Consider the following 24,323-nt stretch of genomic DNA (forward strand, 5'->3'; position numbering starts at 1 on the left):
TCCGGTGGCTCGGACGACGCTCGACTGGCAGGCCTGGGATGCGGTGCTCTTCGACCTCGACGGTGTGGTGACCCCCACAGCCGAGGTGCACATGCACGCCTGGGAGGCGATGTTCACGACGTACCTCACGACGCGCTCGGCCGCGGACGGGGTCGCCTATGCGCCGTACACGGAGCAGGACTACTTCTCCTACGTCGACGGCAAGCCCCGGTACGACGGCGTGCGCTCGCTGCTCGCCTCGCGCGAGATCACGCTCCCCGAGGGCAGTCCGGAGGATCCGCCGACGGCGGAGACGATCTGCGGGCTGGGCAACCGCAAGAACGAGGCGTTCAGCGCGATCCTGGCCACCGAGGGGGTCACGGCGTACCCGGGCTCGAAGCGGCTGGTCGAGGAGCTGCACCGGCGGGGCATCCCGCTGGCGGTGGTCTCGTCCTCGCGCAATGCGCCCGCGGTGATCGCGGCGGCCGGGATGACCGAGGACTTCGCCTTCGTCATGCACGGCGGGCTGGCTGCCGAGCTGGGGCTGCCCGGCAAGCCGGCCCCGGACACGTTCGCCCACGCGGCCACCGTCCTGGGGACGACGAACGCGCGGGCCGTCGTCCTGGAGGACGCGATCAACGGGGTGGCCGCCGGTCACGCCGGTGAGTTCGGGCTGGTGATCGGCGTCGACCGCGGGGCCGGGGCCGACGCCCTGACCGCGGCGGGAGCCGACCTCGTCGTCACCGACCTGGCCCAGCTGCTGCCCGGTGCCGACCCGGCCGAGGAGGACCGATGAACGCTCCTGAGGGCCCCGGCCCGTCGCACGTCGCACCGTCGGTGGAGGACCCGCTCGACCGCACCCGCTTCCCCGTCGACGAGTGGCGGCTCGTCGAGACCCGCTTCGACGGCTCCGACCTGGGCACGACGGAGTCGCTGTTCAGCGTCGGCAACGGCTACCTCGGTCTGCGCGGCAACTACTCCGAGAGCCGCGACGCCTACCAGGACGGCACGTTCATCAACGGCTTCCACGAGACCTGGCCGATCTCGCACGCCGAGGAGGCCTACGGCTTCGCGCGCATCGGGCAGACGATCGTCAACGTCCCCGACCCCAAGGTGATCCGGCTCTACGTCGACGACGAGCCGCTGCAGGTCTCGGTCGCCGACCTGATCGAGTACGAGCGCGCGCTCGACTTCCGCAGCGGCGTGCTCTCGCGCGACCTGCTGTGGCGCACGCCCGGCGGCAAGCGGGTCCGGGTGCGCAGCACCCGGATGGTGCCGCTGGAGCAGCGCCACCTCGCCGTCCTCACCTTCGAGGTGACCCTGCTCGACCAGCACGCCTCGCTGGCGATCTCGTCCCAGCTGGTCAACCGGCAGGACGAGGAGGTCGAGCAGCCGATCGCCGACGCCGAGCTCGCGGGCACGCCCCCGAGCGGCGCCGCCGACCCGCGCAAGGCCGAGGCGTTCGACCGGCGCGTGCTCCTCCCCCGGATCCACGGCGCCGATGCCGAGACCGGCCGGATCAAGCTCGGCTACCGCACCGTCCAGAGCGGGATGACCGTCGGCGTCGTCGCCGACCACACGCTCGAGACGACGTCCTCCTGCTCGATGAGCGTGCACTCCGAGGACGACCTCGCCAAGGTGATCTACCGGATCGCCGCCGAGCCCGGCGTCCCGGTCACGCTGACCAAGATCGTCGCCTTCCACACCGCCCAGACCGTGCCCCCGCGCGAGCTGATCGACCGCTGCGAGCGCACCCTCGACCGCACCCACGAAGAAGGTCTCCCCCGCCAGTACGCCGCCCAGCGCGCCTGGCTCGACGACTTCTGGGCGCGCGCCGACGTCGAGGTCCCCGGCCAGCCCGCCATTCAGCAGGCGATCCGGTGGAACCTCTTCGCCGTGCTCCAGGCCTCCGCACGCGCCGAGGGCCAGGGCATCGCGGCCAAGGGGGTGAGCGGCTCGGGCTACGGCGGTCACTACTTCTGGGACACCGAGATCTACGTGATGCCGTTCCTGACCTACACGATGCCGTGGGCCGCGCGGAACGCCCTGCGCTTCCGCTACGCGCTGCTCACCAGCGCCCGGCACCGCGCCCGCGAGCTCTCCCAGAAGGGCGCGCTGTTCCCCTGGCGCACGATCAACGGTCACGAGGCGTCGGCGTACTACGCGGCCGGCACCGCGCAGTACCACATCGATGCCGACGTGGCCTACGCCCTGAGCCAGTACGTCGGCGCCACCGGCGACGAGGAGTTCCTGGCGCGCGAGGCGGTCGACATCTTCGTCGAGACCGCCCGGCTGTGGGCCGACCTGGGGTTCTGGCGCGACGAGTCGCGGCGCACGTTCCACATCCACGGCGTCACCGGGCCCGACGAGTACACGACCGTCGTCAACGACAACCTCTACACGAACGTCCTCGCGCGCTTCAACCTGCGTCGCGCCGCCCGCGCCGTGTGGGAGCTGCAGCGCGACGACCCTGAGGCCTACGAGGGCCTCGTCCGGCGTACCGGGCTGACGGCGGACGAGCCCGACGAGTGGGCCGAGGCCGCCCAGGCCATGTCGATCCCGTACGACGAGTTCCTCGGCATCCACCCGCAGGACGCGCACTTCCTGGAGCGCGAGATGTGGGACCTCGAGAACACTCCGCTCGAGAAGCGGCCCCTGCTCCTGCACTACCACCCGCTGGTGATCTACCGGTTCCAGGTGCTCAAGCAGGCGGACGTCGTCCTCGCGCTCTACCTGCAGGGCGAGGAGTTCACGCCCGAGCAGAAGAAGGCCGACTTCGACTACTACGACCCCATCACCACCGGCGACTCGACGCTCTCGGCGGTCATGCAGTCCGTCGTCGCGGCCGAGGTCGGCTACCACGAGCTCGCCCTGCGCTACTTCATGTCGGCCCTCTTCGTCGACCTCGCCGACCGCCACAACAACACCGCCGACGGGGTGCACGTCGCCTCGACCGGCGGCGTGTGGAGCGCCCTGGTGTCCGGCTTCGGCGGCTTCCGCGACATCGGCTCGGCCGCGGGCGACCAGCAGTGGCAGATCGATCCGCGGCTGCCCGACGGCTGGTCGTCGCTGACCTACCGGGTCACCCTGCTCGGCACCCGGCTCCGCGTCACCGTCCGCACCGACGAGCTCGACCTCGCGATCGAGCACGGCGACGGGCCGCTCACGGTCTCGGTGCGCGGTGAGGCGGTCAAGCTCGCGCCCGGCGCCGCGGTGACCCTGCCGCTCGCGCACCAGGGTCCGCGGTTGGAGGGGGAGCCGCCGTACCCTGCGGGGATCCAGCGGGCCGACGGCACGGTGATCTCGGCGATCGTGCCGAGCGGCGACTAGCCGACGGGGGGCCGGACGAAGGCGCCGTCCCCCGCAGCGATCTCCAGCCCGCGCCCGACCTCCAGCAGCAACCGCTCCTGCCGGTAGGGCCCGACGAGCTGCATCCCGACCGGCAGCCTGCCGTCGCTGAAGCCGGCGGGCACCGACAGCGCAGGCAGGCCGATGGCGCTGACGTAGTACGACGACGCCATCCAGTCGAGGTAGGTCTGCTGGGCGACGCCCTCGATCACGGTGGGGTACTCGAGGTCGGCGTCGAAGGGCAGCACCTGGCTGACCGGCAGCACCAGCACGTCGTACTCGTCGGCGAAGGCGGCCGCGAAGCGCTGGAACAGCTCGCCCTGGATCCTCGACGCCATCGCGACGTCGGCGGCGGTGACCTCGGCACCCTCGCGGATGTTGGCCTCCAGGCTGGGCTTCAGCTGCCCCGGGTACGCCGCGAGGAGGTCGCCGAACGTGGCCTGGAACTGCCAGGCACGCAGCGTCCGGAAGCAGCGGTCCGCGCCGGAGAAGTCGGGCTCGACCTCGATGACGTCGCAGCCGAGGTCCTCGAAGAGGTGCAGGCGCTTGCGGATCACGTCGACGACGGCGCGCTCGACCGGGAGGGCGCCGCCGAGGTCGGGCGACCAGCCGATCCGGAGACCGGTGAGGTCGCGTTCGAGCGCCCCCGTGAACACCGCTGGATCCTCGGTGATCGAGAGCGGCACGCGGTCGTCGGGGCCGGCGACGACGCCGAGCATGAGGGCGAGGTCGTCGACATTGCGCGCCATCGGGCCCTGGACGGCGAGCGTCTGCCAGGGCAGCGGAGCGGGATGGATGGGCACTCGGCCGGGCGAGGGCCGCAGCCCGACGACATTGCAGAAGGACGCCGGGTTGCGCAGCGAGCCGCCCATGTCGCTGCCGTCGGCGAGCGGCTGCATGCCGCTGGCCAGGCTGGCGGCGGCCCCGCCGCTGGACCCGCCCGCCGAGCGGGTGAGGTCGTAGGGGTTGCGGGTGGTGCCGAAGAGGTTGTTGAAGGTGTGCGAGCCGGACGCGAACTCCGGCACGTTCGTCTTCCCCAGCCGTACGACGCCCGCGGCGCGCAGCCGGGCGACCAGCAGCTCGCTCTCGGCCGGCCGGTTGCCGGCATGGATCGGCGACCCGTACGTCGTCGGGAACCCTGCGGCGTCGTGGGTGTCCTTGAACGCCATGGGCAGGCCGTGCAGCGGTCCGAGCGACCGGCCGGCGGCGCGGGCGTCGTCCGCCGCGCGGGCGTCGGCGAGGGTGATCTCGGGGTCGAGCGAGACGACGGCGTTGACCGCCGGGTTCACCGCGGCCACCTGGTCGAGGTGGGCCTCGGCGACCTCGACCGCCGAGACCTCGCCGGCCGCCATGAGGCCGACGAGCTCGCGGGCGGTGCGAAAGCAGAGGTCGCTGGTGCTCATCGCGACCGGGCCTCCCGGACGGCGTCGTGCAGGACGCTCGGGTTGAGCGGGACGTGCCACAGCGGGTCGATCCCCTCGTGGGCGAGGGCGTCCTGGATGCCGGAGGCGATGACCGCGGCGACCGGGATGGTGCCCGCCTCGCCGGCACCCTTGGCCCCGATCGGGTTGAGGGGCGTGGGCGTCTCGAGGTGGTGCATCTCCATGTGGGGGACCTCGGTCGCGTAGGGCATGAGGAACTCCATGAAGCTGGCGTTGCGCAGGTTGCCGTTGGCCTCGTACTCGAGCTTCTCGTAGAACGCACCGCCCATGCCGGACGCGACCCCGCCGGCGATCTGGCCCTCGACGATCATCGGGTTGATCATCTTCCCGCAGTCGTGGACGATCACGTAGCGCTTGACCTGGAGGTCGTAGCTGACCGGGTCCACCTCGACGATCGCGGCGTGGACGCCGTAGGCCCAGGTGGCGTGCGGCGGGCTGTAGAACTGCTCGGTCTCGATGCCGGGCCGCGCGTCGCCGGGCAGCGGCGGGCCGTCGCCCTTGCTGGCGGGCGCGAACTGGGTGGCGATCTGCGCGGCGTCGTTGAAGGCGTAGCGCAGCGGGTTCGAGACGGTCGCGATGGCAGCGAGGGGGATGGTCGTCGTGGTGCCGCGGACGCCGGCGGCGCCGTCCTTGAGCTCGATGTCGGCGGGGTCGACCTCCAGCATGTTGGCGGCGATCTCGAGGACCCGCTCGCGGGCCTTGACGGCGGCCTTGTGGATGGCGCTGCCGCTGACCACCATGGCGCGGCTGGCGAAGGTCGCCACGCCCCAGTCGTAGACGCCGGTGTCGCCCTCGACGACGATCACGTCGTCGACCGCGACACCGAGCTGGTCGGCGACGAGCTGGGCCATGGACGTCGCGTGCCCCTGGCCCTGGGTGGTCAGGCCGGTGTTGACGTAGACCTTGCCGGTGATCGGGTGGATGCGCACCCGGCCGCCCTCGTAGGGGCCCAGTCCGGTGCCCTCGACGTAGAACGACAGCCCCAGCCCGAGCCAACGGCCCTCGGCCCGGGCGCGCTCCTGCTCGGCGCGGAACGCCGGGATGTCGAGCTCCTCCTCCAGCAGGGCCAGCGCGGCGCCGTACTGGCCGGAGTCGTAGGTGACCGGCAGGCCGTCGGCGAAGATCAGCCCCTCACGCTTGTAGGGGAACTCGTCGTCGGCGATGAGGTTGCGCCGGCGGATCTCGAAGCGGTCGATGCCGAGCTCCTCGGCGAGCTGGTCCATCGCCCGCTCCAGCGCGAAGTTGGCCTGCGGGCGGCCGCAGCCGCGGTAGGGCGTGACCGGCACCGTCGGCGTGTAGACGCAGCGGAACTCCACCTCGATGTTCGGGATCCGGTAGGGCCCGGCGATCGCCGTCGAGGCGACCTGGGCGACCGCGATGCCGTAGGGGATGAACGCGCCGGTGTCGTGCAGGAAGACGTCGCGCAGCCCGATCACCTCGCCGTCCTTGGTCGCGGCGAGCTCGATCTCGTGGATCTGGGTGCGCTCGTGCGACATGTGCACGAAGTTCTCGGAGCGGTCCTCGATGTACTTCACCGGCCGGCCGAGCTGCATCGCCGCGAGCGGCACCAGCACCTCGTTGGCGTAGGGGAAGTGGATCTTGGGGCCGAAGCCGCCGCCCACGTCGGGCGCGATGACGCGCACCTTGTCCTCGTCGAGGTCGAACAGCGACGCGAGCGCGCCGCGCAGGCCGATCGGCGCCTGGGTGCCGTCCCACACGACCAGCTCGCCGGAGACCGGGTCCCAGCGCGCGGCTGTGGCGAGGCACTCCATCGGGGCGCCGGTGCTGCGGTCGACCTGGACCCGGATCTTGGTGCGGTGCTCGGCCCGCTCGAACGCCGCGTCGGCGTCGCCGCAGTTCTGCACCAGGGACGCCGCGATGTTGGCCGGGACGTCGGGGTGGACCAGCGGAGCGCCGTCCTCGACGGCCCGCTCCATGTCGACCTCGACGGGGAGCGGCTCGATGTCGACCGAGATCCGGCTGACGGCGTCCTCGGCGACGTAGCGGTCGACGGCGACGACGAACGCGATCGCCTGGCCGACGTAGTAGACGTCGTCGCGGGCGAGCGGGCGCTGGGTGCGGCCGTGGGTGATGCAGGGGTGCGGGATCAGCAGCGGCATCTCGCGGTCGAGACCCTCGATGTTGTCGCAGGTGTAGACCGCGAGGACGCCGGGCACCTGCTCGGCCTCGGTGGTGTCGAGCGCGACGATCCGGCCGCGGGCGACGGTGCTGCGCAGGAAGGCGCCGTGGACGCAGCCCTCGAGGGGGATGTCGTCGACGTAGCGGCCCTGGCCGCGCAGCAGCCGCGGGTCCTCGTTGCGGCGTACGCGGGCTCCGGTGTGGACCATCGGCGGCTCAGCCATCGGCCTGCTCCTTCGCGTCGCGGATGGTCTCGGCGGCCTGGCGGGTGGCCGCGACGATCCCCTGGTAGCCGGTGCAGCGGCACAGGTTGCCGGCGATCCGCTCGCGGATCTCGGCGTCGGAGGCGTCGGCGACGTCGGGGTCCTCGTCGAGGAGGGCCGTGACCGACATCAGGAAGCCGGGCGTGCAGAAGCCGCACTGGAGGCCGTGGCAGTCGCGGAACGCCTCCTGGACCGGGCTCAGCGATCCGTCGGGACCTTCGAGGTCCTCGACGGTGCGCACCGTGGCGCCGTCGAGCTGGACGGCGAGGGTCAGGCAGCTGCGCGCCGCCCGGCCGTCGATGTGCACGGTGCAGGCACCGCACACGCCGTGCTCGCAGCCCACGTGGGTGCCGGTCAGGCCGAGGTGGTGGCGCAGGAAGTCGCTGAGCAGCAGCCGCGGGCTGACCGCGGCCTCGACCTTGCGGCCGTTCACGACCAGCGAGATGTCGAGCGTGGGGTCGTCGTTCACCGGCGACCGGTACATCGAGGACGTCATGAGGTGACCTCTCGGGAGGTTCGTGCGGTGGCTCGTTCGAAGGAGGTGCGGAGCGCGCGCTCCACCAGGCCGACCAGCAGGTCGCGCCGGTAGGCGCTGGAGCAGGACTCGTCGTCGGGGACGGTGACGACGTCGGCCGCGAGCCGGGCGATCTCGGGGAACCGGGACGGGTCGGCGCCGTCGGCGAGCAGGGCGTCCTCGACGGCGACCAGCCGGACCGGCGTGGTGGTGACCCCGCAGGCGGCGACCTGCCCCCACGCGACCGAGCCGTCCTCGGCCAGGGTGAGCGTGGCGGCGACCCCGGCGAGGGCGAAGTCCCCGTGCCGGCGGGCGAACTCGGTGAAGCACCAGCCGGTCCGGTCGGGGAGCACGGGGAACCGCACCTCGGTGAGGATCTCCTCGGGCTCCAGCGACGTGGACAGGATGAACTCGAAGAGGTCCTGGGCGTCGATGGTCCGCGCGCCGTCGGGCCCGTGGGCGGTGACCTCGCCGTCGAGGCACAGCAGCAGGCACGGCAGCTCGGCCGACGGGTCGGCGTGGGCGATGCTGCCGCCCACGGTGCCGCGGTTGCGGATCACCGGGTGGGCGACGTGGTGCAGGGTCTCCCGGATCAGCGGGTTCGCCGCGTGCACCACCTCGTCCAGCTCCAGGTCACGCTGCCGGGTCCGGGCGCCGACGTGGATCCAGTCCCCGTCGACCCGGACGTCGGCCAGCCCCGGGACCAGCCGCAGGTCGATGACCGCCTCCGGGTTGGACAACCGGAAGTTGAGGGTCGGGACCAGGCTCTGCCCGCCCGACAGCACCACCGTGTCCGCGTGCTCGACCCGGGCGGCGACCGCCTCCTCGATCGAGCGCGGCAGGACGTACTCGAACCGTGACGGCTTCATGCGCGCTCCCCTGCTCCGGCCGGAACGACGCCGCGGGTCAGCTCCGCTGGACCACCTTGGCGTGCCGCAACGGCTGCCAACCCAGTCCGAGCGAGAGCGTCTGCGCGACGCGCTGCACCAGCTCGACGATCTGCTCCTGCTTGTCGCCGGTCAGGCTGGACCGGCGCGAGACCGCGCAGATGCAGGCCTCGACCTGACCCTCGTCGTTGAAGACCGGCGCCGCCACCGAGCCCGTGAAGGACTGGACGTCGCCGACCGTCACGGCATAGCCCTGCTCGCGCACCTCGGCCAGCCGCTCGCGCAGCTCGTCGGGGTCGGTGACCGTCGCCGGGGTGAGCGAGATCAGCGGCTCGGAGAGGTAGCGGTCGATGAACTCCGGCTCCGCGTTGGCCAGGAAGACCCAGCCCTTGGAGCCGCAGTGCAGCGGGAAGTGGTGACCGTAGGTCGTCCGGGTGATGACCTCCTTGGAGGCCGCCTCCCGGGAGAACAGCACCACGGTCGTGTCGCCGCTGCGCTCGACCAGCTGGAGCACCGAGGTGGGCACCAGGCTGGACTCGCGGGTCAGCAGCGGCACCGCGAGCTCCATCAGCCGGTGCCCCACCAGGTAGGTGCTGCCCAGCAGCCAGGTCTTGCGCCCGATGTGGAAGTTGCCCCGCTCGTCGCGGGTGATGAACTCGTCGGCCTCGAGCTGCGCCAGCGTCCGCTGCAGCGTCGCCCACGAGATGCCCAGCTCCTCGGACAGCTCGGTCGTCCGCATCGGCCGCTGGGCGACCACGTCGAGGACCCGGAGCGCCCGGGAGACTCCCTGCAGCGTCGGCGAGGAGGCCTCGGCCGCCGCCGCGCTGCTGCCGGTCCGGCCCTTCTTGTCGGCCACGACCACCCTCCCTTCGTAGCTCGTGAGGCTGATCCCACACTACCCAGGTCACGTCGTTCATCGGCACCTCCTCCGGCGCAGTCGGTCCCATGCTCCTCAGGACCGCCCGGCGAGGCAGTCGTCGGGGTCGCTCCAGCCCTCCGGCCAGCGCACGCCGCCGTCGGCCTTGATCCGCTCGAAGTGCTCGCCGCGGTCGAACATCGCGACGTCGCCGCGCTCGGCGGTGAGCTTGGCGCGCAGCTCCTCGGTGCCGGCCGTGTCGACGCTCAGCCCGGGACCCTCGCCGACCAGCCGGACGCCGTAGAAGCCCTCGGCCGCGGCCAGCGTGACGTTGCCGCACAGGACGTCGTACCGGACCGTCTCGGGGTCGCGGGCCAGCGGGTCGCCCCAGCCGCCACCACCGGTCGTGCACAGCCGGACGACGTCGCCCTCGCGGACCGGGACGTTGTCGACCATGCCGTCGAGCACCTCCTCGGTGCCGTCGGCGCGCTGCAGCAGGATCGAGTAGTTGCCGCCGGCCTGGCCGCCGTTGACGCCGTAGGGGTTGAGGTCGGTGCGGTCGGCGTTCGACAGGAGCATGCAGTCCTTGAGCGCACGGATCCGCTTGTCGTACCCGAGGCCGCCGCGGTGCTTGCCGGCGCCGCCGGAGTCGGGCCGCAGCGCGAGCTGCTCGACCAGCACCGGGTAGCGCTGCTCGGAGAACTCGGCCGGCAGGTTCCGGGAGTTGGGCACGATGTGGACGACGTCGCTGCCGTCGGCCCACGGCCGGCCGGGACCGCCGCCGCCGAGCACCTCGCGGAACAGGCTGAGCTTCCCCTGCTCGTCGCGGCTGTGCATGCCCCAGATCCGGATCGTCTCGTGGTCGGCCGGCATCTGGCCGCCGGTCGCCTTGGCGAGCGCCCCGGCGAAGATGCCGAGCGAGCGCAGCAGGATGAAGAACCGCAGGCCGGTCGGCCGCCCGAAGTGCGGCGTGATGAGCGTGCCCTTCTCGGGGAAGACCACGTCGATGACGTCGAGGGCGCCCTCGTTGATGTCGATCTCGGCCGCGCGCTCCGGCGAGCTGGCCAGGCAGCGCAGCACCGGCGCCATCCACTTGCGGACGAAGCGGCCGTCGCAGTAGTCGATCGCCCAGTTGATCGGGCCCTCGGCCTCGGGGTCGGTGCCGCTGAAGTCGAGGGTGATCTTGTCGGCGGTCTTGGTCATCGTGACCCGCATCGCGAAGAGCTGACGGGTGAAGCCGTCGCACTCGATGTAGTCCTCGAAGGTGTAGACGCCGTCCTCGATCTTCGGGAACAGCTCCTCGCGGATGGTTCGCGCGCAGTTCTCGATGATCCCGTCGAAGCCCGCCTCCAGCGTCTCGATGCCGTAGCGCTCGGCGAGCTCGACCAGGCGCCGCGAGCCGAGCTGGCAGGCGCCGATCTCGGAGTCGATGTCACCGCGCAGGTGCTCGGAGAGCCGGGAGTTGCGCTCGATGATCCGGAAGCCGGTCTCGTTGAGCACGCCGCGGTCGTAGAGCTTGATCGGCGGGACGACGAGCCCCTCGCCCCACTGGTCGTGGACCTGCACGGGGAGGCTGCCGGGGACGCAGCCGCCGACGTCGTCGTGGTGGCCGAAGACCTGGCTGAAGCCGATCAGCCGGTCGCCGACGAAGATCGGCACGGTCGTGCACAGGTCCGGCACGTGGCCGCAGGACCCGGCGCTGTTGTAGGGGTCGTTCCAGAAGAAGACGTCGCCCGGGTTGATGTCGTCGCCGAAGAACTCGAAGACGGGCTCGATCAGGCTGCCGTACGAGCGACCGGTGAGCTTGCGCCCGCGGGCGTCGTACAGGCCGACGCGGTAGTCGTGCTGGTCGCGGATCATCGGCGAGCGGGCGGCGCGCTCGACGGCCGCCTCGATCTCGACCTCGGCCGAGCGGATCGTCCCGGTGATGACCTCGAGCTCGATCGGCCCCAGCTTCCTGGTGGTGTTCACGCGTCCTTCCTTTCACTGAGGATGTTGCCGAAGTGGTCGACGGTGGCGTCCCAGCCGGTGGGGACGACGTAGGTGGAGCCGTACTCCTCGACGATCGCGGGGCCGGCGACCGCGTCGCCGTCGCCGAGGCTCGCCCGGTCGTACGTCGGGCAGTCGATCCAGCCGGTGGAGCGCCAGTAGACGGAGCGGCTGCCGGTCGGCTCGGGCGCGCCGCCGCTCCCGGTCTTCGGTGCGGTGGCCAGCGTCGGGCGGTGCAGCTCGCCGAGGGCCTGGACGCGCAGCGCCACGACCTCGACCTGCTGCTCGCCGGCGTAGGAGAAGCCGTAGACCCGGTTGTGCTCCTCGTGGAACGCCGCCTCGACGGCCCGCACGGCGGCGTCGCCGGCGAGGTCGTCGATGACGACGGAGACCTCGTAGCCCTCACCGACGTAGCGGAGGTCGGCTCCGCGCACGAGCGAGACCTGCTCGGTCGGCACGCCCTCGGCGCGCAGCTCGCCGCGCCCGGCGGCCTCCAGCTCGAGCCAGACCTTCTCGATCTCGTCGACGACGGTGGCGTCGTTGCCGGCGTCGAGGTCGCGGACCAGGGTGCGGACGTAGTCGCGCTTGACGTCGGAGACCTGGAGCCCGAAGGCGGACAGGTTGCCCGGCGTCGGGGGCACGAGCACCCGGCGCATGCCGAGCGCCTCGGCGACCTCGTTGGCCAGCAGCGGCCCGGCGCCACCGAAGGCGACGAGGGCGTAGGCGCTCGGGTCGCGGCCCTTGAGCGTGGAGACCTGGCGGATGCCGGCCACCTGGCCGATCACCGCCACCTCCAGGACGCCGGCCGCGGCCTCCTCGGCGCTCAGGCCGAACTGGGTGCCGAAGGCGTCGAAGGCCGTGCGCGCGGCGTCCTTGGCGAGGTTGAGCTCACCGCCGACGAGCGCGTCGGGGAGCCGGCCGAGGATGGCGGCCGCGTCGGTCACGGTCGGCGCGGTGCCGCCACGGCCGTACGAGATCGGGCCCGGGTAGGCGCCGGCGCTCTTGGGGCCGACCTTGAGCGACTCGCCCGGTCCCTGCCAGGCGATCGAGCCGCCCCCGGTGCCGACGGTGGCGATGTCGATCATCGGCACCTTGACCGGGTAGTTCTCGATGACGGTCTCGCTGGTGAGCCGGATCTTGAGGTCCTCGATGAGGGCCACGTCGGTCGACGTACCGCCGACGTCGAGGGTGATCAGGTCGCGCACGCCGGCGCTGCGGGCCGCCTCGATCGCGCCGAGGACGCCGCCGGCCGGGCCGGAGAGCAGCATCGTGACGGGCTTGTCGCCGGCCGTCTCGGCCGAGACCACACCGCCGTTGGACTGCATGATGAGGAACGGGCGGCCGCCGGTGACCTCGTTGAGGTCGCGCTGCGCGGCGCCGAGGTAGGTCTTGCAGTAGGGCTTGACCATCACGTCGATGAGGGTGGTCATCGCCCGCTCGTACTCGCGGTACTCGGGGAGCACCACCGACGAGAGCGAGACGAAGAGGTCGGGGAACTCCTCGGCGAGCATCTGGCCGATCTCGCGCTCGTGCTTGTCGTTGGCGTACGCGTGCAGCAGGCACACGCCGAGCCGGTTGACGCCGGACTCGACCAGCTCGGCCGCGGCGGTGCGCACGGCGTCGAGGTCGAGCGGCTCGAGCACCGCGCCGTCGTACGCGAGGCGCTCGGGGACCTCGCGCACCAGGTGCAGCGGGACGATCCGGGGCGGCTTCACCCAGAAGTACGAGTTGCCGTAGCCGTCCGGCACCGACTGGCGCGCGATCTCGACGAGGTGCCGGAAGCCGGTCGTGACCAGCAGCCCGATGCCGTCGAACTCGTGCTCCAGGACGGCGTTCGTCGCCGTCGTCGTGCCGTGGATGACGAGCTCGATCTCCTCGGGCGTCTTGCCCGCGGCCTCGAGCACCTTGGCCACGCCCTCGAGGAGCGCGCGGCTCGGGTCCTCGCGGTTGCTCGGGGTCTTGACCGCGAACAGCTCTCCGGAGGAGGCGTCGACCCCGATCACGTCAGTGAAGGTCCCACCGGTGTCCACCGAGACCCTGAACGAACCTGCCATGTCACTTGCTCCTATCCGCTGAGCGAATGTTGATTTCGCTGAATGAAGTAGAGACCTCGACAACGATCGCTGTCAAGGGGTGACGTCTGGGGAGAATTCTTTTGCCCGGTGACTATTGACAACCTGGGCAGGGCAGGGACTTACTTGGCGAATATTCGTAGGCCGTATCCGGTGAACGGATACACATCCGAGGAGCCTCCATGGCACTGCTCAGTTGGTCCCTGCACGGGGACGGCAAGAAGGTCATCCCGGGACGCGTGGTCACGCCGGACGAGCGGCTGGCCTGGCCGCGCATGGCGGGACTCGGCGCCCAGCACGTCATCGCGATGTTCAGCGCGACGACGTTGGTCCCGATCCTCACCGGCTTCCCGGTGAGCACCACCCTGTTCTTCAGCGGCGTCGGCACGCTGCTGTTCCTGGTGATCACCCGGAACAAGGTGCCGTCGTACACCGGCTCGGCGTTCGCGTTCATCGCGCCGGTGCTCGCGGCCCAGGCGCAGGGCGGCTACGCGGCCGCGCTGTGCGGCCTGGTCGCCACCGGCGTCGCCCTCATCATCACCGGCCTGATCATCAACCAGGTCGGCTACCAGATCATCGACCGGATCGCGCCACCCGTGGTGATCGGCACCATCGTCACGATGGTCGGCCTCAACCTCGCGCCGGTGGCGTGGTCCAGCTACCAGGACGACGGGCTGCTCGCCTCGGTCACGCTCGCCGTCGTCGTGCTGGTCAGCGTGCTGCTGCGCGGGTTCATCAGCCGGCTCGCCGTGTTCATCGGCGTCGCCGCGGGCTACCTGCTCGCGGCCGGACTCGGCCGGGTCGACCTCGACCCGGTGCGCGAGGCGGCCTGGCTCGGGTGGCCGGAGTTCACCACGCCGACGTTCAGCCTGCAGGCCATCCTGCTCGTCGTACCGGCGGTGCTGCTGGTGCTCGTCGTCGAGAACGCCGCGCACGTCAAGGCGGTCAGCGCGATGTGCGAGCGCAACCTCGACTCCAGCATCGGCAACGCGATCGTCGGCGACGGCGTCGCGACCACCGTGTCCGGCCTGTTCGGCGGCTCCGGCCAGATCACCTACGCCGAGAACATCGGCGTCATGGCGCTGACCCGGATCTACTCCACCGCGGCCTACATGATCGCCGCGGGCATCGCGATCGCGCTCAGCATCTGCCCGAAGTTCGGTGCCCTCGTCGGCGCGGTCCCGCTCGGGGTCCTGGGCGGCGTCTCCACGATCCTCTTCGGCATGATCGCCTGCATGGGCCTGCGGATGTACGTCGCCGCGGAGGTCGACTTCCGCGACCCGGTCAACCTCACGACCGCCGCCCTCGGCCTCGTCGTCGGCGCCGCGAACTACACGCTCACGCTCGGCGACTACGTCTTCGCGGGCATCGCGCTCAGCGGGGTCGGCACGATCGTCGTCTACCACCTCCTGCGCTTCGCGGCCGACCGCTCCGAGCCGGGTCAGCACGCCGACGCACCGCACGCCACCCCCGCCCTCGACGTACCCAAGGAGATCTGAGATGCAGCTCGACCACACGTTCACCGTGCCGGTGACCACCGACCGAGCCTGGGAGGCCCTCCTCGACTTCGAGCGCGTGGCGCCGTGCCTGCCCGGGGCGACCCTGGCGGGGATGGAGGGCGACGTCCTCGAGGGCGCGGTGAAGGTCAAGCTCGGCCCGGTGATGCTCAACTACCTGGGCACCGCCACCATCCTCGAGCGCAACGCCGCCGACCACGTGATGGTGATGGACGGGCGCGCCAAGGACGCCCGCGGCAACGGCACCGCCGCCGCCCGGATCACCGCCCGGCTCGAGGAGCTCGACCGCGACAACACCGCCGTCCACGTCACCACCGAGCTGGACGTGACCGGCCGGCCCGCGCAGTTCGGGCGCGGGCTGATGCAGGACGTGAGCAACAAGATCGTCGGGCAGTTCGCCACCCGGCTGGCCGACGAGCTGACCCAGCCACGGGGCGCCGCTCCCGCCGCTGCTCCCGCCGCTGCCTCGGCCGCTGCCGCCCCGGCGGCCACGGCGCCGCGCCCGGTCGCCCCGGCGGAGAACCCGCCGCTCGACCTCGGCTCCGTGCTCCCCCAGCCGACCCCGCTCCAGGCGGCGGTCCTCGGCGCGATCGCGGCCCTGACCGGGCTCGCGGTGCTGCGCAAGCTGCTCGGCCGCTAGGTCGCTGGGCCGCCGGCCCGGCCGGGCCGGCGCGGGTGCCGCATTTCTCACACCTCCTCCCATGAGATCCGGCGGTCCCGCGCCGGCCCGCGGGCGTCTACTGGGGCCATGAGCACGACCTCCGCCGCGCGCCGCCCGGCGCCGGCGACGGTCTCGGCCGCCCGCCGCTGGGCGATGCTGGCGGCCGGCACCGGCGCTCAGGCCGCGACGTCCGCGATGGTCACCGCGCCGAGCTTCCTGATCCCCGAGCTGCACCGGCCGATCGCCGAGGGCGGGTACGGCATGAGCCTCGCCGAGGCCGGGGTCGTCGCCGCGGCGTCGATGACCGGGATGATGTTCACCCTGGTGCTCTGGGGCCTGGTGGTCGACCGGCGCGGGGAGCGGTTCGCGCTGCTCGCCGGGCTGCTCGTCACCGCGGTCGGCGGTGGCGTGGCCGCCGTCCTCGCCTCGCCGTGGCCGATGGCCGCCGCCCTGTGCTTCGCCGGGATCGGCGCCGCCGCGACGAACTCCGCCTCGGGCCGGGTCGTGGTCGGCTGGTTCCCGCCCGAGCGGCGCGGCATCGCGATGGGGATCCGGCAGACGGGCCAGCCGCTCGGCGTCGGGCTCGCCGCCGGCACGGTCGCCGTCATCGCCCATCACCACGGCATCGGCCCGGCCCTGTGGGTGCCGACCGGGGCCGCCGTGCTGATGATGGGCTTCGTCGCCCTGGTCGTCCTCGACCCACCCCGGCCGGCCGCGACCGGCGGGGTCCGCGCGGCCAACCCCTACCGGGCGGACAGCTATCTCACCCGGATCCATGCCGCGTCGGTGCTGCTCGTCGTCCCCCAGTTCCTGGTGTGGACCTTCGGCCTGACCTGGCTGGTCGACGACCTCGGCTGGTCGCCGGGCGTCGCCGGCCTGGTCGTCGCCGGCACCCAGGCCGCCGGTGCCGCCGCCCGGATCGGCGCCGGCTGGGCCTCCGACCTCGTCGGCAGCCGGATGCGCCCGATGCGCGCCGTCGCCTTCCTGGCCGCGGCCACCATGGCCCTGCTCGGCCTCGCCGCGACCGGCGCCGCCGGCTCGACACCGCTGACCGTGCTCGCCGTCGGGCTGCTCGTCGTCGCGTCCGCGGTCACCGTCGCCGACAACGGCCTGGCCTTCACCGCCGTCGCCGAGCGCGCCGGCCCGTTCTGGTCGGGACGCGCCCTCGGCCTGCAGAACACGGCCCAGCACGTCGCCGCCGTCGCCGTCCCGCCCGTCGCGGGACTCACCATCGCCGCCTGGGGGTACGGCGCGGCGTACGCCCTCGCGGCGGCGCTGCCGCTGCTGGCGGTCGCGGTCGTGCCCGTCGCCGGCGAGCGCCGGATCGACTCCTGAGGAGAATTGCGCCGAACCCTCGCCTCGCCGACCTCGTCCCACTACTGTGACGCCGACCTCGCCCGCGTGGCGAGCTCGTGCCGAAACGACCCTGTCGAGGCGTCAGCGCACGCGGAACGAGGAGCAGCGATGGTCAGCGTGGGAGCAGCACCGTCCGAGCGCCGGCGTACCCGGTTCCGGCGTCGGCGGATCGCCGTCGCCACCGTCGTCGCGACGCTCGCGCTGGGCCTGCTGGTGGCACCGGCGCCCGCGACCCCGTCGGCCGGCGTGCCGCAGGCCGCGGCCGCGGCGGCCCACGCGCGAGCGGTCCCCGTGCTGAAGCGCCCTGTCCGCGCCGGGACGTCCGTGACCTTCCGCGGACTCGCCCGGCCCCGGACCTCCGTCCGCCTGCAGATGCGCACGAGCGGCCGGTGGGCCACGGTCGCCGTCCGCCGGTCCTCGGCGGCCGGCCGGTTCACGATCACCCTGCCGGCCCCCGGTCGTACGCGCGTGTTCCGTGCCCACGCCGCGGGCCGGGCGAGCAAGTCACGCCGCGTCCGGCACGTCGCCGTCCCGGCCGCCTCGGCACCCTCGGACGCCTGCGGTCCCCGCCCGCAGCGCGCCGACGGCACGTACTGGTCCTGCAGCTTCCACGACGACTTCAACGGAACCGCGCTGGACCGCACCCGCTGGATGGCCCAGGACACCGCGCGGACCGGCGTGTTCACCGGGCAGGGCGGGTGCTACCGGGACAACGCCCGCACCATCGCCGTCGCGGGCGGGACGCTGCGCCTGACCGCGACCATCCACCCCCAGATGTTCCTGTGCCGCAGCCCCTTCGCCCCGGTCACCACCCGCTCCGAGGTCGCGACCGTCACGACCAGCGCGCGGTTCACGCAGACCTACGGGCGGTTCTCGGCCCGCCTCCGCTTCTCCGACGCCACCGGCGGCCACGCGGCGTTCTGGCTCTCTCCCGAGGACCACGCGTACGGCAAGTGGCCGCTCTCCGGGGAGATCGACGTCGCCGAGTGGTTCGGCAACGACCAGACCCACGTGTACCCGTCGGTCCACTACGTCGGCGAGGGCCGCCAGGAGAGCACCGGACGCGACTGCGCCGTGCCCACGGCGACCACCGGCTTCCACACCTACACCGTCGAGTGGTCGCCGACGGAGATGCGGTTCTTCTACGACGGGCAGTTCTGCTGGTCCCACCGCTGGGTGCCGACCAACGTCCGCGCGCCCGCGCCGTTCGACAAGCCGTTCAACCTGGTCCTGGCGCAGATCTGGGGCTCCGGCTGGGCGGCCCGACGGCTGTCGTCACCGACCACCTCGACCCTCACCGTCGACTGGGTCCGCGCCTGGCGGTAGGCCTCAGCCGAACGCGTAGTCGACGACCACCGGCGCGTGGTCACTGAGCCGGACGCCGGCGTGCTCGCGGTCGACCTCCGCCGTCCGCGCGGTCCGGGCCAGTCCCGGCGTCGCCAGGTGGTAGTCGATGCGCCAGCCGGCGTCCTTGGCGTAGGCCTGCCCGAGCCAGCTCCACCAGGAGTACGGCCCCTCGACGTCCGGGTGCAGCCGGCGCACGACGTCGACGAGCGTGCGCGGCGTGAGCTGGCTGTCGAGCCACGCCCGCTCCTCGGGGAGGAAGCCCTCGACCTGGTTGCTGCGCCGCCAGTTCGCGACGTCCGCCTTCGCGTGGGCGACGTTGAGGTCGCCGGTCAGCAGGAACTCCCGGCCGTTGGCCGCCGCGGCCTTGCGGGCGGTCGCGAGATGACGCGCGAAGCCCGCCAGGAACGCCATCTTGCGCTCGTACTTGGCGCCACCGTCGGGCGCCTCCCGCATCCGCTTCGGGTCCTGGAGGTGGGCGGGCAGCCCGCCCTTGGGCAGGTAGAGGCTCGCCACCGTCAGCGGTACGCCGGCCAGGTCGACCTCGACGTAGCGCCCCTCGTTCGCGTGCTTGCGCAGCGCGCGGGGCAGCGGCCGGTCCGGGTCGGGCACCGACCACGTGCGGACCGCGACGGCCGGCTCTCGGGTCAGCACGGCGACCCCGTTGCGCCCGGCGATCTCGCCCGCGTCGTACGCGACCTCGTAGTCGCCGAACGCCCCCTCGGGCAGCGCGTCGACCGGGCAGCGCACCTCCTGCAGGGTGACCACGTCGCACCCGCGGGTCGCCAGCCAGTCGCCGAAGCCCCGGCGGTGGGCGGCACGGATGCCGTTGATGTTGGCGGTGGCGATGCGGAACACGCGCTGGATGCTAGGGGGTCGCTCTAGAACCCCTGACTGCCCCACCTGCTCAGCAGGTCCGCCTCGCGCTCGGCGGTGATACCCGCGATCCGGGCCGCGGGGTCGGCGTCGAGCCAGGCGCGGGTGTCGCGGCTGGTCTCGGCGGGTGGGCGGGTGACGAGGCCGGCGGCGAGGGCGGGGGCGGCGTCGTGGGCCAGCATGCCGTCGTACGCCGGGCGCGGGAGCCAGACCGGGATGCCGTCGGGGCCGGCCCAGGGCTGGACGCCCTCGGACTCGAGGAACTCCTGGTCGACCCACACGAGGTTGGCGTCGGGCAGGCACGCGGCCAGCAGGTCGCCGATGGGGAGCGGGGCGCCGACGGCGTCGTAGACGCCCCCCGTGCGGTCCTCGGCCAGCGTCACCACCCAGGCGGCGAGGTCGCGGACGTCGATCACCTGGACCACGTCGGACGGCGCGCCGGGCGCGAGCACGTCGCCGGTCGCGGTGGAGCGTCGCGCCCAGTAGGCGAAGCGACCGCTCGGGTCGCCCGGGCCCACGATCAGCCCCGGCCGTACGACGGCCGCGCCCGGGACGGCGTCGAGGACGAGCTGCTCGCAGGCGACCTTCATGCCGCCGTAGGCGTCGACGCTCTCGGTCGCGTCGGCGTCCTCGGTGATCGCGGGGCGCAGCGGGCCGGTGCCCGGACCGGCGGGGTCGGCGTCGTCGGCGTAGACCGAGATGGTCGAGACGAACACCCAGTGCGCGTCCGGTACGGCGGCCAGCGCCCGGCGCACGTGGGAGGGGTGGCGGGCCACGTCGACCACCGCGTCGTACGACGCGCCGTCGGTCAGCTCGGCCGGCGGCTCCTCGCCGCGGTCCCAGCGCACCACCCGGACTCCTGGTGGCACCGAGCCCGAGCGGCCCCGGTTGGCGCAGACGACGTCGTGGCCACGGCGTGCCGCCTCGGCCGCGACCTCACGGGACAGGAACTGGGTGCCACCCAGGACGAGGAGCCTCATCGCCCCATCCCATCCCGCGCCACGGCGGTCCGCAAGCGAATCCGCTGGCGGCGGAATCGTCGGGGCGCCGCCTCAGAGGAACTGGGCCGGGTCGAACTCGTCGATCGGGATGATCCGGACGCGCGGCAGCCGCTCGTTGAAGCAGTTGACGTCGTACTCGAGGTCGAAGAACTCCAGCCCGCGCGGCGCGAGCTGGAGGAAGGCGCTGCTGCGGAACTCCGTGAAGCCCACGACGCCGACCCGGCGCCCGTCGAGGAGGGTGTCGACGTGCTCGACGAAGTCGCTGTCGTTGCTGACCAGGACGACGTCGGCCTCGCGGCGGGCGAGCTCCTCCATCGTGCGCTGGATGGCGATGTCGACGACCTTCTGGTTCGCCCCACCGGACAGCGGGATCGGCCGGAAGCCGATCGCCAGCAGCGCCTGCACGAACGACATCGGCAGCTCGCCGTTGGCGGCGAGGAAGAACAGGCCGCTCGCGTCCTGGCCCCACTGCCGCTCGACGAACTGGAGCAGGCGCTCCCACCGCGGCCGCTCCTCCGACTTCGGCCGCCGGCCGAGGATCGACGTACCGAGGGTGGCGTCGATGTTCTCGCCGTCGACGAGGACGTAGGTGGTGCGTGCGGTGTCGCCCATGGGACGAGGCTAGGGGATGACGCGCTCGGCGGTCAGGGGGCGGTCAGCCGCGGGCGACGCTGCGGAAGGCCGTGTAGTCGCCGACCTGCCGGTAGAAGCCGGCGACCGCCTTGAAGCGGTAGCGGGCCGCCGTGCTCGCCAGGCAGCTCTGGGGTACGACGATCCGCACGGTGTCGCGGTCGAAGCGCCAGCGTCCCTTGACCCCGGCGCACGCGATCGGGACGCCGCCGAACTCCTGGTCGGTCGGCTGCCAGAGCTGGGTGACCGGACCGGACGCCGGCCGGTAGCCGCTGTAGGCGATGAACCCCTCGTCGGTGCCGGGCCGGGTGCCGATGAAGACCTTGGTCTGCGCCCTGCGCTGCACCTTGAGGTCGCGGAACGTCAGGGTGAGCACCACCCGGTCCTCGCGGTTGCGGATGGCGACGCGCAGGATGTCCATCTGCGCGGGCAGCGCGGCCTCGCGCCCGTCGCGGATGACGCCCTGTGCCGCGTGCGCCGGCGCGGGCGACAGCAGGACGGCGGCGAGCAGCGCCGCCAGCGCGGTGAGTACGGTCACGACCGAGGTGAGCATCCGCGTACGCATGGCACGACAGTACGCGCGTCGCGCGTGGTTGGCTGGTGCCGTGCGGACCCGGTGGAGCCTCGTGGCGGCGCTCGTCCTGACCCTGACCGGGTGCGACGCGACGCCGCCGGCCCCGCCCGCGGCGGAGCCGACCACCCCGACCACCCCGACCACCCCGAGCACCCCGAGCGCCCCGAGCGCCCCGCCGACGCCCACGCCGACACCCACGCCGCCGGCCCCGCCCCGCGAGGGCATCGACGCCTCCCACCACCAGGGCCCGATCGACTGGCCCCGGGTGGCACGCGCCGGGATCACGTTCGCCTACCTCAAGGCCACCGAGGGCACCGGCTCCACCGACCCGCGCTTCGCCGCCCACCGCGCCGCCGCGACCCGCGCCGGGATCGACGTCGCGGGCTACCACTACTTCCAGCTCTGCTCCGACGGCGCCGCCCAGGCCGCCCACTTCCTCGACGTCGTCGGCCGCGACCGGGCCGCCGCCCGGGCGCTCGCGCCGGCGCTCGACCTCGAGCTCGTCGGCAGCTGTACGACGCCGCCCCCGCGCGCCGTCCTCCTCGCCGAGGTCCGCGCCTTCCTCCGCGCGGTCGACACGGCGCTGCGCACCCGCACGGTCGTCTACCTCTACCCGGACCTCGAGGACCGCTACGGCTTCGCCGCCGACCTGGCCGACCACCCCCAGTGGGTCCGCCGCCTGGGTGCACAGCCGCCGGCCCGCCCCTGGCACGTCTGGCAGTACGACGACCGGGGCACCGTCCCCGGCATCCGCGGCGGCGTCGACCGCAACCGGGAACAATCCGCGCCCGCGAACGTTGAGTAGACATGTCCACCATCGACCTCACCGCGGGCACCTTCGAGCAGACGGTGCTCGACAACGACATCGTCTTCGTCGACTTCTGGGCGTCCTGGTGCGGCCCGTGCCGCAACTTCGCGCCGATCTACCAGGAGGCGTCGGAGCAGCACGACGACCTGGTCTTCGCCTCGGTCAACACCGAGGAGGAGCAGCAGCTCGCCGCGGCCGCCAAGATCACGTCGATCCCGACGCTGATGGCCTTCAAGAAGGGCGCGCTCGTCTTCTCCCAGGCCGGTGCGCTGCCCGCGCCGGCGCTGGCCCAGGTGATCGCCGCCGTCCGCGAGTTCGACGTCGACGCTGCCAAGGCCGCCGACGGTGAGTGAGACCGTCGACCTGCAGTTCGGGCTCGACACGTTCGGCGACGTCACGCTCGACCCGGCGACCGGGGAGCCCCTCGGGCACCCCCAGGTGATCCGCAATATCGTCGAGCAGGCGGTGCTGGCCGACCAGGTGGGCGTCGACGTGTTCGGCATCGGCGAGCACCACCGCGACGACTTCGCGGTGACCAGCCCCGAGATGGTGCTGGCCGCGATCGCCGCACGCACCGAGCGCATCCGCCTCGGTACGGCGGTCACGGTGCTCAGCTCAGACGACCCGGTCCGGCTCTACGAGCGGTTCGCGACCCTCGACGCGCTGTCCAGCGGACGCGCGGAGATCACGCTGGGCCGCGGCTCGTTCACCGAGTCGTTCCCCCTGTTCGGCTACGACCTGGCCGACTACGACCAGCTCTTCAGCGAGAAGCTCGACCTCTGGACCGAGCTCCAGGGCGAGCAGCCGGTCACCTGGGACCGCGGCCGGCTGCGGGCTCCGCTGCGCAACGCGCGGACCTACCCGACCACCGAGCGCGGCTCGATCCCCACGTGGATCGGCGTCGGCGGATCGCCCGAGTCGGTGGTGCGCGCCGCGCGCTTCGGCTACCCGCTGGCCATCGCGATCATCGGCGGCGAGCCCGCGCGGTTCGCGCCGTTCACCGACCTCTACCGGCGCGCGCTCACCGAGTTCGAGCGGCCCGCGCTGCCGATCGCGGTGCACTCGCCGGGCTTCGTCGCCGACACCGACGACGAGGCGCGCGAGTCGATGTACCCGCACTTCAAGGCGAGCCGGGACCGGATCGGCGCCGAGCGCGGCTGGGGTCCCGCCACCCGGGCCCAGTACGACGGCGAGGTCGACCACGGCGCCCTGTTCGTCGGCTCCCCCGAGACGGTCGCCCGCAAGATCGCGGCCGCGGTGCGCGACCTCGGCGTCCAGCGCTTCGACCTCAAGTACAGCAACGGCGCCATGCCGCACCCCCAGCTGCTGCGCAGCATCGAGCTGTTCGGCACGCAGGTGGCGCCGCGGGTCCGCGAGCTGCTCGCGGCCGACCCGGTCAGCGTCTGAGGTCCACCGCGAGGAACAGCTCGACGAGGACGTCGACCAGCCGCTCGCGCTCGACCGCGACGTCCCCCTGCAGGGCGGCGCCGAGCGCGTGCGCGACGCCGCCGATGAGGAAGCGCGCGGTCAGCAGCAGCTCGACCGGCACGTCGTCGGCGGCGGCGCTCGGGTCGCCGGCCGTGGTCGTCGCGGCGAGCATCCCGGCGAACCGCCGGGCCTCGTCGAGCACGCGCGGGCCGAGCACCGGTGAGGTGATCGACTCGATGAGCGCGATCCGGCCCTTGCGCGGGTCCTCCAGGAACAGGTCGGCCATCGCGGCGAGGACCGCGCGGGTCCGCGTCCGGACGTCGCCCGGCGCGGCGCCCGGCGCGGCGCCGAGCGCGGCCACCGAGCGCTCCGCGGCCTCGGCGGCGATCTGGTCGAAGACGGCGAGCTGGAGCTCCTCGATGCCGGCGAAGCTCTCGTAGAAGTACCGCGCCGCGATCCCGGACTGCTCCGCGACGCCGCGCACGGTCGTCCCGGCGACACCGCGGGTGCCCATCAGCTCGAGCCCGGCGGCGAGCAGCCGGCCGCGGCGCTCGGCGACGCGCTCGGCGGCGGCGCGGCCGCCGTACACCCGGGCGTTGTCGGTCACCCGAGCATCTTGACACAGGCGTTGACAGATGG

At 72.8% G+C, this 24,323-nt stretch carries 21 protein-coding genes; 9 read left to right on the top strand and 12 right to left on the bottom strand.

Annotation, left to right across the window (positions count from 1 at the left end):
- Positions 1-4: 4 nt before the first annotated feature.
- Both CCO04_RS09865 and CCO04_RS09870 read left to right on the top strand, forming a co-directional pair.
- On the top strand, positions 5-775 hold the full coding sequence (locus tag CCO04_RS09865) for an HAD family phosphatase (RefSeq protein ID WP_215813972.1): 771 nt from the start codon (positions 5-7) through the stop codon (positions 773-775).
- Positions 772-3,309: a glycoside hydrolase family 65 protein gene (locus CCO04_RS09870; RefSeq protein WP_215813973.1), complete on the top strand. Its 2,538-nt coding sequence runs from the start codon at positions 772-774 to the stop codon at positions 3,307-3,309. Before CCO04_RS09865 ends, CCO04_RS09870 begins: the two co-directional genes overlap by 4 nt.
- On the opposite strand, the gene CCO04_RS09875 is transcribed toward CCO04_RS09870, so the two are convergent.
- The 7 genes from CCO04_RS09875 to CCO04_RS09905 all read right to left on the bottom strand — a co-directional run bounded on the left by CCO04_RS09875 (position 3,306) and on the right by CCO04_RS09905 (position 13,471).
- Positions 3,306-4,730, bottom strand: a complete 1,425-nt coding sequence (locus tag CCO04_RS09875) for an amidase (protein ID WP_215813974.1) — start codon at positions 4,728-4,730, stop codon at positions 3,306-3,308. The genes CCO04_RS09870 and CCO04_RS09875 overlap by 4 nt on opposite strands.
- A complete protein-coding gene (gene cutA / locus CCO04_RS09880) occupies positions 4,727-7,132 on the bottom strand; it encodes an aerobic carbon-monoxide dehydrogenase large subunit (RefSeq protein WP_252373063.1) in 2,406 nt (801 codons plus the stop codon). Before cutA ends, CCO04_RS09875 begins: the two co-directional genes overlap by 4 nt.
- Positions 7,125-7,667, bottom strand: coding sequence for a (2Fe-2S)-binding protein (locus tag CCO04_RS09885; protein WP_252373064.1), 543 nt, complete (start codon positions 7,665-7,667; stop codon positions 7,125-7,127). The genes cutA and CCO04_RS09885 overlap by 8 nt, the downstream gene beginning before the upstream one ends.
- Positions 7,664-8,554: a xanthine dehydrogenase family protein subunit M gene (locus tag CCO04_RS09890; RefSeq protein WP_215813975.1), complete on the bottom strand. Its 891-nt coding sequence runs from the start codon at positions 8,552-8,554 to the stop codon at positions 7,664-7,666. The genes CCO04_RS09885 and CCO04_RS09890 overlap by 4 nt, the downstream gene beginning before the upstream one ends.
- Positions 8,555-8,591: 37 nt before the next feature.
- Positions 8,592-9,428 carry an IclR family transcriptional regulator gene (locus CCO04_RS09895; protein WP_215813976.1) on the bottom strand — a complete coding sequence of 279 codons (837 nt, stop codon included), beginning with the start codon at positions 9,426-9,428 and terminating at the stop codon, positions 8,592-8,594.
- Between the two features lie 96 nt (positions 9,429-9,524).
- Positions 9,525-11,399 carry a hydantoinase B/oxoprolinase family protein gene (locus CCO04_RS09900; RefSeq protein ID WP_215813977.1) on the bottom strand — a complete coding sequence of 625 codons (1,875 nt, stop codon included), beginning with the start codon at positions 11,397-11,399 and terminating at the stop codon, positions 9,525-9,527.
- Entirely contained in the window at positions 11,396-13,471 is a 2,076-nt protein-coding gene (locus tag CCO04_RS09905; protein WP_215813978.1) for a hydantoinase/oxoprolinase family protein, read from the bottom strand. Before CCO04_RS09905 ends, CCO04_RS09900 begins: the two co-directional genes overlap by 4 nt.
- 200 nt (positions 13,472-13,671) lie before the next feature.
- On the opposite strand from CCO04_RS09905, the gene CCO04_RS09910 reads away from it, so the two are divergent.
- The 4 genes from CCO04_RS09910 (at position 13,672) to CCO04_RS29730 (ending at position 18,349) form a co-directional block, all read left to right on the top strand.
- Positions 13,672-14,988, top strand: coding sequence for a uracil-xanthine permease family protein (locus CCO04_RS09910; RefSeq protein ID WP_215813979.1), 1,317 nt, complete (start codon positions 13,672-13,674; stop codon positions 14,986-14,988).
- Position 14,989: 1 nt separating this feature from the next.
- Positions 14,990-15,646, top strand: a complete 657-nt coding sequence (locus CCO04_RS09915; protein WP_215813980.1) for an SRPBCC family protein — start codon at positions 14,990-14,992, stop codon at positions 15,644-15,646.
- Positions 15,647-15,754: 108 nt separating this feature from the next.
- Positions 15,755-17,002, top strand: a complete 1,248-nt coding sequence (locus CCO04_RS09920; RefSeq protein WP_215813981.1) for an MFS transporter — start codon at positions 15,755-15,757, stop codon at positions 17,000-17,002.
- Positions 17,003-17,140: 138 nt separating this feature from the next.
- On the top strand, positions 17,141-18,349 hold the full coding sequence (locus CCO04_RS29730; RefSeq protein ID WP_215813982.1) for a family 16 glycosylhydrolase: 1,209 nt from the start codon (positions 17,141-17,143) through the stop codon (positions 18,347-18,349).
- 3 nt (positions 18,350-18,352) lie between these two features.
- Here the strand turns inward: CCO04_RS29730 and CCO04_RS09930 are convergent, their stop codons facing one another.
- The 4 genes from CCO04_RS09930 to CCO04_RS09945 all read right to left on the bottom strand — a co-directional run bounded on the left by CCO04_RS09930 (position 18,353) and on the right by CCO04_RS09945 (position 21,439).
- A complete protein-coding gene (locus tag CCO04_RS09930) occupies positions 18,353-19,225 on the bottom strand; it encodes an exodeoxyribonuclease III (protein ID WP_215813983.1) in 873 nt (290 codons plus the stop codon).
- Between the two features lie 23 nt (positions 19,226-19,248).
- Positions 19,249-20,223, bottom strand: coding sequence for an NAD-dependent epimerase/dehydratase family protein (locus tag CCO04_RS09935; protein ID WP_215813984.1), 975 nt, complete (start codon positions 20,221-20,223; stop codon positions 19,249-19,251).
- 72 nt (positions 20,224-20,295) lie between these two features.
- Positions 20,296-20,856, bottom strand: a complete 561-nt coding sequence (locus CCO04_RS09940) for an NYN domain-containing protein (protein WP_215813985.1) — start codon at positions 20,854-20,856, stop codon at positions 20,296-20,298.
- Between the two features lie 43 nt (positions 20,857-20,899).
- On the bottom strand, positions 20,900-21,439 hold the full coding sequence (locus CCO04_RS09945; protein WP_215813986.1) for a hypothetical protein: 540 nt from the start codon (positions 21,437-21,439) through the stop codon (positions 20,900-20,902).
- Here CCO04_RS09945 and CCO04_RS29485 point away from each other — a divergent pair.
- The 3 genes from CCO04_RS29485 to CCO04_RS09960 are packed head-to-tail and all read left to right on the top strand — an operon-like array spanning position 21,438 to position 23,663.
- Positions 21,438-22,253 (top strand): glycoside hydrolase family 25 protein, encoded by an 816-nt coding sequence (locus tag CCO04_RS29485; RefSeq protein ID WP_215813987.1) that lies wholly within the window; start codon positions 21,438-21,440, stop codon positions 22,251-22,253. The two genes, CCO04_RS09945 and CCO04_RS29485, sit on opposite strands and share 2 nt — an antisense overlap.
- 2 nt (positions 22,254-22,255) lie before the next feature.
- On the top strand, positions 22,256-22,609 hold the full coding sequence (gene trxA, locus CCO04_RS09955; protein WP_215813988.1) for a thioredoxin: 354 nt from the start codon (positions 22,256-22,258) through the stop codon (positions 22,607-22,609).
- A complete protein-coding gene (locus CCO04_RS09960) occupies positions 22,602-23,663 on the top strand; it encodes an LLM class flavin-dependent oxidoreductase (RefSeq protein ID WP_215813989.1) in 1,062 nt (353 codons plus the stop codon). The genes trxA and CCO04_RS09960 overlap by 8 nt, the downstream gene beginning before the upstream one ends.
- On the opposite strand, the gene CCO04_RS09965 is transcribed toward CCO04_RS09960, so the two are convergent.
- A complete protein-coding gene (locus tag CCO04_RS09965; protein WP_215813990.1) occupies positions 23,653-24,291 on the bottom strand; it encodes a TetR/AcrR family transcriptional regulator in 639 nt (212 codons plus the stop codon). The two genes, CCO04_RS09960 and CCO04_RS09965, sit on opposite strands and share 11 nt — an antisense overlap.
- Between the last annotated feature and the right edge of the window lie 32 nt (positions 24,292-24,323).

This window comes from Pimelobacter sp. 30-1 (assembly GCF_018831735.1).
Classification (GTDB): Bacteria; Actinomycetota; Actinomycetes; order Propionibacteriales; family Nocardioidaceae; genus Nocardioides.